Source organism: Streptomyces sp. NPDC057002 (assembly GCF_042673825.1).
Lineage (GTDB): Bacteria > Actinomycetota > Actinomycetes > Streptomycetales > Streptomycetaceae > Streptomyces.
Genome location: NZ_JBHURZ010000005.1, coordinates 826,905 through 834,118, shown reverse-complemented (window position 1 = coordinate 834,118; position 7,214 = coordinate 826,905). Strand labels below are relative to the sequence as shown.

Annotated in this window: 8 protein-coding genes and 1 riboswitch; of the genes, 6 read left to right on the top strand and 2 right to left on the bottom strand. The window is 69.6% G+C overall.

From position 1 onward, the window contains the following. The first annotated feature begins 171 nt into the window (after window positions 1-171). From ACFT32_RS27955 to ACFT32_RS27945, 3 genes are read left to right on the top strand one after another with little or no spacing between them, the layout of a single operon-like run. The gene (locus ACFT32_RS27955) at window positions 172-1,455 is read left to right on the top strand and encodes a hypothetical protein (protein WP_382494554.1); all 1,284 of its coding nucleotides are present in this window, start codon (window positions 172-174) and stop codon (window positions 1,453-1,455) included. Continuing rightward, window positions 1,428-2,051, top strand: a complete 624-nt coding sequence (locus ACFT32_RS27950) for a hypothetical protein (protein WP_382494551.1) — start codon at window positions 1,428-1,430, stop codon at window positions 2,049-2,051. The genes ACFT32_RS27955 and ACFT32_RS27950 overlap by 28 nt, the downstream gene beginning before the upstream one ends. Next, the gene (locus tag ACFT32_RS27945) at window positions 2,048-2,779 is read left to right on the top strand and encodes an ATP-binding cassette domain-containing protein (RefSeq protein ID WP_382494548.1); all 732 of its coding nucleotides are present in this window, start codon (window positions 2,048-2,050) and stop codon (window positions 2,777-2,779) included. The genes ACFT32_RS27950 and ACFT32_RS27945 overlap by 4 nt, the downstream gene beginning before the upstream one ends. 72 nt (window positions 2,780-2,851) lie before the next feature. Here ACFT32_RS27945 and bcp read toward each other — a convergent pair whose 3' ends face one another. Further along, window positions 2,852-3,319 (bottom strand): thioredoxin-dependent thiol peroxidase, encoded by a 468-nt coding sequence (gene bcp / locus ACFT32_RS27940; protein ID WP_382494545.1) that lies wholly within the window; start codon window positions 3,317-3,319, stop codon window positions 2,852-2,854. A 95-nt stretch (window positions 3,320-3,414) separates the two neighbouring features. Here bcp and ACFT32_RS27935 point away from each other — a divergent pair, with 95 nt between their 5' ends. The 3 genes from ACFT32_RS27935 to ACFT32_RS27925 all read left to right on the top strand — a co-directional run bounded on the left by ACFT32_RS27935 (window position 3,415) and on the right by ACFT32_RS27925 (window position 4,638). Then, window positions 3,415-3,744: a DUF3618 domain-containing protein gene (locus ACFT32_RS27935; protein ID WP_382494542.1), complete on the top strand. Its 330-nt coding sequence runs from the start codon at window positions 3,415-3,417 to the stop codon at window positions 3,742-3,744. Window positions 3,745-3,788: 44 nt separating this feature from the next. Next, complete coding sequence (locus tag ACFT32_RS27930) at window positions 3,789-4,145, top strand: co-chaperone GroES (protein ID WP_094052261.1); 357 nt, start codon at window positions 3,789-3,791, stop codon at window positions 4,143-4,145. 69 nt (window positions 4,146-4,214) lie between these two features. Further along, window positions 4,215-4,283, top strand: a riboswitch (guanidine-III (ykkC-III) riboswitch). Window positions 4,284-4,317: 34 nt separating this feature from the next. Continuing rightward, entirely contained in the window at window positions 4,318-4,638 is a 321-nt protein-coding gene (locus tag ACFT32_RS27925) for a multidrug efflux SMR transporter (protein WP_184593181.1), read from the top strand. A gap of 20 nt (window positions 4,639-4,658) precedes the next feature. Here the strand turns inward: ACFT32_RS27925 and ACFT32_RS27920 are convergent, their stop codons facing one another. Continuing rightward, window positions 4,659-7,010 carry a transglycosylase domain-containing protein gene (locus tag ACFT32_RS27920; RefSeq protein ID WP_382494690.1) on the bottom strand — a complete coding sequence of 784 codons (2,352 nt, stop codon included), beginning with the start codon at window positions 7,008-7,010 and terminating at the stop codon, window positions 4,659-4,661. Window positions 7,011-7,214 lie beyond the last annotated feature (204 nt).

The following is a 7,214-nucleotide window of genomic DNA, read 5'->3' as shown; positions in this document are numbered from 1 at the left end:
CACCTCGCCTCCGCGGCGCGGGACTGACCCTCCGTGGCCGCCGGGGGGGCCCCCGGCGGCGGGTCTCCCCCACCGCGCGGCAGCCGGGTTTTTTGGGGGGGGGGGGGGGGGGGCCGGGGCCCCCCCCCCCCCCCCACGCCCCCTTTTCGGACCGCTCCAGGAAGCCAAGAAGTGAAACCCCTCACACTCATCAGGTCCAGCAGCGCGCTGAGGGTCGCGCCTGTCGCCCTGCTTCTCGTGTTCGCCTACTACGCCACCGATCTCGGTGACGACCTCCGTATCGATCCGCTGGGCTACTCCGCCACCGTGGTCGATGCGGTGCTGCGCAACCTGCTGCCCGTGGCCTTCGCGGTTGCCTCGGGCCTCGCCGCCTGGGAGGCGCGGAAGCTGGGTGCCTCAGAAATCTGGAGGCTGGGGGCGGTGCGATCCCGCTACACCATCGCCGCCCAGCACCTGTCGCCCGTGGTCGCACTGGCCTGGTCGCTCCTCATCCTCCCCACGCTGTGCGCCCTCGTCCAAGAGCAGGTCGCGCCCGACGTGCCCGGCCTCACGCTGCTGGCCTTCGCACTGGTGCTCTGCGTCGCCCACGGCATCGTCGGATTCGCCGTCGGAGCCACCGTTCGGCACATCGCCGTAGTGCCGATCATCGCGGTCACCGACTTCCTGGCCGTCGGCTGGTCCACGGGACTGGAGACACCGTGGCCCCGGCACCTCACCGGTCTCTTCGCCGGAAAGATGATGTTCGGTGAACTGCCCACCGCCGCCGCCCTCGCGGCTCCCCTCCTGCTCGCCGTCGGCTCCGCCGTCGCCATGGCTCTGCTCTGGGCACCTGTTTCCCGCTGGCTGCGCGGAGCCGTCGCGGGAGCACTCGTCGTCGCCTGCGCGTTCGGATCGTTCTCCTTGGTCAGCGACTGGAGCTACATAGGCCCACGGAGCACCGGGCATGGAGCGATCGCCTGTGCCGGACAGTCCCCCCGCATCTGTCTGCCCGAGGCGCGCGCCGAGCACATCTCCGCTCTCACCGAGGAAGCGGAGGCGACGCTGGAATCCCTGCGTCGAGCCGGTCTGCCCGCCGAGCCGACCTCCATCAAGGACACCTCTCTCGACCTCCGGTATCCCGAGCCGTCCACGAAGGACGACTGGACGGTCCCACTCGGGGTCGGCGAGGCGACGGGCACCCTCCGCTACCAGGTCGCCCGCGAAGTGGTGCGTTTCGAATGCGCCCCTCCGGCCACCGGCCCCGCCCGCCTCGTGTACTACTGGGTGTCCTCCAAAGTCGGGCAGACGGACACCTACTTGAGACGGCTCAGCTCCGAACCCGATTTCACCCCTCAGGAACGCAGCCGTATCCAGGACGGGGTGGCGAAGGTCCTACGGTTGAGCGAGGCCCAGCAAATGGACTGGTACGAGACGACCGTGGCGGAGGCGTGCCAGGAAGACGGGACGACAACGTGATGTGGTGGCTGCGTGCCCGCCGCGCCCACACCCGGTTGCCCCTGGGTTTCCTGATGTTCGCGCTTCTGGCGGCGACTGTTCAGGACACCCCCCTCTTCCTGCCCTCCATCTGGTCCGGCGGCTCCGAGCTCGTGCAGGCCGCCACGCTCGTCCCGCTCGTGCTGACCTCGGTCCTCTTCGACTGTCTGCACACCCGGCTGGACGCCGCCGAGACCACCGGAATCCGACCCGTCAGGTTCTTCGACGTCCTGCTCGCGCTCGGCGTGGTGACACTCGCGAGTGCCGTGGGTGAACTGATCGCCATGATCACCGGGGCCGCATCGGCCGAGACACTGGGCCGCAACACGGCCTTCCTCGCCGGCCTCACCCTGCTGTGCGGGGCTCTCTTCGGGAGATCCGCAATCCTCGTTCCCGCACTGTGGCCGCTACTCGGCGTGCTCTTCGGCATGAGAGCGCCCGGCGACGCCTACCCGTGGACCGTACTCCTCGAACCGCCTGACACCTGGTACGCCTCCACGGGAGCCCTCTTGATGCTCACCGTCGGCGTCGGTGCCCACCTCCTTCCACCGAACCGCTTCGCACGGAGAGCCGCATGACGCTTGTTCTCGATTCCTGCACCTTCGCCTACGGCCGACGGCGGGCTGCCGTGCTGAAGGACTTCACCTACCGCCTTCCGGACGGACTGACCATCCTGCTCGGACCGAACGGGGCCGGAAAGTCCACGATGCTGCAGCTGGCCGCTGCCGTCACCACGCCCCAGCGGGGAACCGTGACGTGGGACGGACTCGACGCGAAGAGCAAGGACTACCGGCGGACGGTGGCCTGGATGCCGCAGAACATCACACCCCTGCCCTCGCTCACGGCACGCGAGTACGTCGCTTATGTCGGCTGGCTGAAGGGGATGAGCAAGGGCGATGCCTGGGCCGACGCTCCGCGAGCGCTGGCCCGCGTCGAGATGACGGAGCACGCCGACACCCGCACCGGTCGGCTCTCGGGCGGCCAGCTGAGGCGCGTGGGTGTCGCCTGTGCCCTGGTCCACGACGCACGGGTGCTCCTCCTGGACGAACCCACGGCCGGAATGGACCCACGTCAGCGACGGGTCTTCCGCGATCTCCTCGCGTCGGTCAAGGGCGAGGTTCGCATCCTGCTGTCCACGCACGACGTGACCGACCTCGCCGAAGAGGCCGATCACGTGTCCGTCCTGGTGGGCGGACGTCTCGTGCAGAGCGGTTCAACCAGTGAGTTCCTCGCCCACACTCCGCCGGGTACGGCGCAGGGCCGGGCTGCCGAAGGGGCTTATACGACCTTGCTCGAGTCGGCCTGACCCGCTCGGTCTCCGACGCGGGCCGAGATCATCTCGGTCCGCACAGGTCGTTCCGCGCCCCGCTCGACCGGATCAGATCCCCAGATCCTTGATGATCTTGGCTACGTGGCCCGTCGCGCGGACGTTGTACAGGGCGCGTTCGACCTTGCCCTCCTCGTCCACGACGATCGTGGAGCGGATGACGCCCATGTAGGTCTTGCCGTAGTTCTTCTTCTCGCCGAAGGCGCCGTAGGAATCCAGGACCTGCTTGTCCGGGTCGGCCAGCAGTGTGACCTTCAGGGACTCCTTGTCGCGGAATTTGGCCAGCTTCTCGGGCTGGTCGGGGGAGATGCCGATGACGTCGTAGCCCGCGCCCGTCAGCAGCTCCAGGTTGTCCGTGAAGTCGCAGGCCTGCTTGGTGCAGCCGGGGGTGAGGGCGGCCGGGTAGAAGTACACGATGACCTTGCGGCCCTTGTGGTCCGCCAGGGACACCTCGGTGCCGTCGGCGTCGGACAGGGTGAAGGCGGGGGCCACGTCCCCCGGCTGAAGTCGCTCGCTCATCAGGCCAGCGTAACCGGGGGTCGGGACAGTGCTATGAGCCGTGGAGCTGACAGACTGTCCGGCACAGGCTTTATACCGACTTCGGAGGCGACACGGTGGCGGACACGGCGGACACCAGGACCCCGGCGCAGATCGAGGCGGACATCAGGCGCCGCCGCGAGACCCTGGCCGAGACCCTCGACGAGATCGGGGTGCGGGTGCACCCGAAGACGATCGTCGGGGACGCCAAGGCCAGGGTCGCGTCCAATATCGATCACACCCTCGGGCGTGCGTACGTGGGGGTCAACCGGGCCGTCACCGATGTGCGGTCCCGGTTCGTGGACGAGGAGGGCGCGCCGCGCCTCGAGCGGGTCGTGCCGGTCGCCCTCGTGGTGGTCGGTGTGGTGGGGCTGCTCGCCCTCGGCACACGGCGGCGCAAGGGCTGACCCGACTGCGGACGTTCACGGCGAAGACAGGTAGGTTTCAGGGCGTGAGCGCCAACAGGAACGAGCACAGCACCCATCCGGACAAGCTGCCCATCCGGATGCTGCACGACCGCGTACTCGTGCGGCAGGACACCAGCGAGGGCGAGCGGCGTTCGGGCGGCGGCATCCTGATTCCCGCCACGGCGGCGGTCGGCCGGCGGCTGGCCTGGGCCGAGGTCGTGGCGGTCGGGCAGAACGTGCGGACCGTGGAGCCGGGCGACCGGGTTCTGTTCGATCCGGAGGACCGTGCCGAGGTCGAGGTGCGGGGCATCGCGTACGTGCTCATGCGCGAGCGTGATCTGCATGCGGTGGCCGCGGACCGGTTCGAAGGGTCCGAGGACTCGACGGGCCTCTACCTGTAGTCCCAGATGTAGTCCCAGACGCAGACGTAGACGAAGGGGCCGGTGACCGTTGTCACCGGCCCCTTCGTCGTGGGTTTGCTACGTTGGAGGGACCCGACGAGACGCGCCGTACCGGGACGAAGGCAAAGACGACGCACCTGGACCGTCAGCCTGTCTCCCGGAGGTGCCCGTCATGGCCTGGGTTCTGCTCGTCGTCGCCGGTCTGCTCGAAGTCGGCTGGTCGATCGGTATGAAGTACACCGACGGCTTCACCCGCCCGCTCCCCAGCGTTCTCACCGGCGCCGGAATCGTCGTCAGCATGCTGTTGCTGTCCCAGGCAGCCAAGACCCTGCCCATCGGTACCGCCTACGGCGTGTGGGTGGGGATCGGCGCGGCCGGGGCGGCGGTGGTCGGCATGGCCGTGCTGGGGGAGCCTGCCACCGCCGCCCGGATCTTCTTCGTGTGCCTGCTGCTGGTCGCCGTGGTGGGGCTGAAGGCGACCTCGGGTCACTGACCCGACCTGACTGGCCCGGGCTATTCCCGGCGCGCGCCCTGTGGGGCGAAGCCCCAGCCGGGGCCGGTGGGAGCGCCGTTGGCGCCGCCGTCGTCGGTACCGCCGCCTTCCGTGGTGCCGCCGTCGGCCGTGCCGCCGCCCTCCGTCGTGCCGCCGTCGCCGGTGCCGCCGTCCGCGGTGCCGCCGCCGGTGGGGGACTCGCCTCCCGTGCTGCCGTCGGTGGTGCCGCCGTCGGTCTGGCCCTGGGTCTGGCCCTCGGGTGCGCTCGGGGTCTGGCCGGGCGTCTCGGTGCCGGTCTCCTCGTCGCCGGGGGACGAGCTGGCGCCGTCGGTCGTGCCGCCCGTGGTCGGGTCGACGGGGGTCTCGGGGCTGGGAGCCTCGGTGACGTCGGAGCCCGGCTGGAGCCTGAGGTCGAAGTCCCTGACCGGCTTGCCCTTGAGGGCGTCCTGGGTGAACTGCGTCCAGATCTCCGCGGGCGCCCCGCCGCCGTTGATGCGGGGCAGGCCCATCGCGCCGTAGAGCGACTTGTGGGCGGCGGTGACCGGGTCCTGGCCCATCACGGAGACGACGGTGGCGAGGTCGGGGGTGTAGCCCGCGAACCAGGCGGCCGTGTCCTCCTCGGCGGTGCCGGTCTTGCCGGCGACGGGGCGGCCCGCGGCCTGCGCGGCGGAGGCCGTGCCGTTCTGGACGACGCTCTGCAGCATCGAGGTGGTGGTGTCGGCGGCCTCACGGCTCACGGCCTGCCGGGTGCGCCGCTCGGGCAGCTCGACGGGCGTTCCGGCCTTGATGACCTTGTCGACCATCGTGTAGGTGCCGTGCTTGCCGTGGTTGGCGAGCGTGGCGTACGACTCCGCCATCTCGAGGACGCTGGCGGTGGCCGTGCCGAGTGCGATGGCGGGGCCGTCGGCGAGGTCGGGGGTGGTCTCGGGGACGCCCAGGTCGATCGCGGTCTGCTTGACCTTCTGGGGGCCGACGTCGGCGGCCATCTGCGCGTACACCGAGTTCACGGAGCTGTCGGTGGCCTCGGTGACGGTGATGGGACCGTAGGAGTGCTGGTCCTCGTTCTCGGGGGCGTACGGGTCGCCGGTCCAGCCCTGGACCGGTCGCTTGTTGGTGCCGTCGTAGATCGTGTTCGGGGTGATCACGCGGCCGTCCTGGGTCCGCGAGCCGTTCTCGACGGCCGAGGTGAACACGAAGGGCTTGAAGGTGGAGCCGGTCTGGAAATCCCTGCGGGTGGCGTTGGGGGTGTACTGCTTGACGTAGTCGACGCCGTTGTACATCGCCACGACCTTGCCGGTCTTGGGGTCGACGGCGGCGCCGCCCGCGCGTACGTACGTGTCGACCTTGTTGTTCTTCTTGTCCAGCTTGGACATGAGCTTGTCGTCGACGGCCTTCACAAAGGCGTCCTGCTTGTTCTTCTGCAGGGTCGTGGTGATGCGGTAGCCGCCGGCGTCGAGCTTGTCCTCGTCGATGATGTTGTTCTGGGTGAGGTAGTCCTTGACGATCCGGACGATGTAGCCGCGCTGCCCGGACATGCCGGTGGAGAGGGTGGACTCCTTCGGCATGGGGAACTTCATGCCGGCCCGTTCGGACTCGCTGAGCCAGCCCTTCTTGACCATGCCGTCCAGGACGTAGTTCCAGCGGGACTCGGCGGCCCTGCGGTTCTCGGGGTGGGCGACGACGTCGTACTGGCTGGGCGCGTTGACGAGTGCGGCGAGGTAGGCGGCGCGGGCCGGGTCGAGGTCGGTGGCGTCCATGCCGTAGTAGGCCTGGGCGGCGGCCTGGATGCCGTAGGCGTTGCGGCCGAAGTAGCTGGTGTTGAGGTAGCCCTCGAGGATGTGGTCCTTGCTCTGCTCGCGGTCCAGCTTGATGGAGATGAAGAATTCCTTGGCCTTGCGCGTGACGGTCTGTTCCTGGCGCAGGTAGTAGTTCTTCACGTACTGCTGGGTGATCGTGGAGCCGGACTGCTTGCCCTTGCCGAGGGCGGTGTTCCAGGCGGCGCGGATCATGGCCTTGGGGTCGACGGCGGACTCGGTGTAGAAGTCGCGGTCCTCGGCGGCCAGGATCGCGTGCTGGGCGTCCTTGGAGATCTGCGGGAGTGTGACGTTCTCGCGGTTGATCTCGCCGTCGCGGGCGATCACGGAGCCGTCCGCGTAGAGATAGACGTTGGCCTGCTTGGTGGCGAGCGCGTTGGCCGGCGGGATCTGGACCAGTGAGTAGCCCAGGAAGAAGCCGCCGATCAGCAGCATGACGACGATGATGAAGCCGCCGAGGGTCATGCGCCAGGTCGGGATCACCCGGCGCCAGCCGGTCCGCTTCCGTTTGCCGCCGGGCTTGGCCTGAGGTTCGTCGGGGTCGCCGACCGCCCGCATCTGCGCGGTGCCCGGGCCGTCGCCGGCCTGGGGTCGCGGCGCGCCCTGGGCGCTGTCCGTCCGGGCCTGAGCCGCGCCCGGGACGCCGCCTGTCCGGCCCCGTCCCGTGCCTGCGGCGCCGACGGCCCGGATCTGTACCGTGCCCGGGTCGTTGTCGGTCTGGGGGCGTGGCGTGCCCGGGTCGCCGTCCGTCCGGGCCGATGG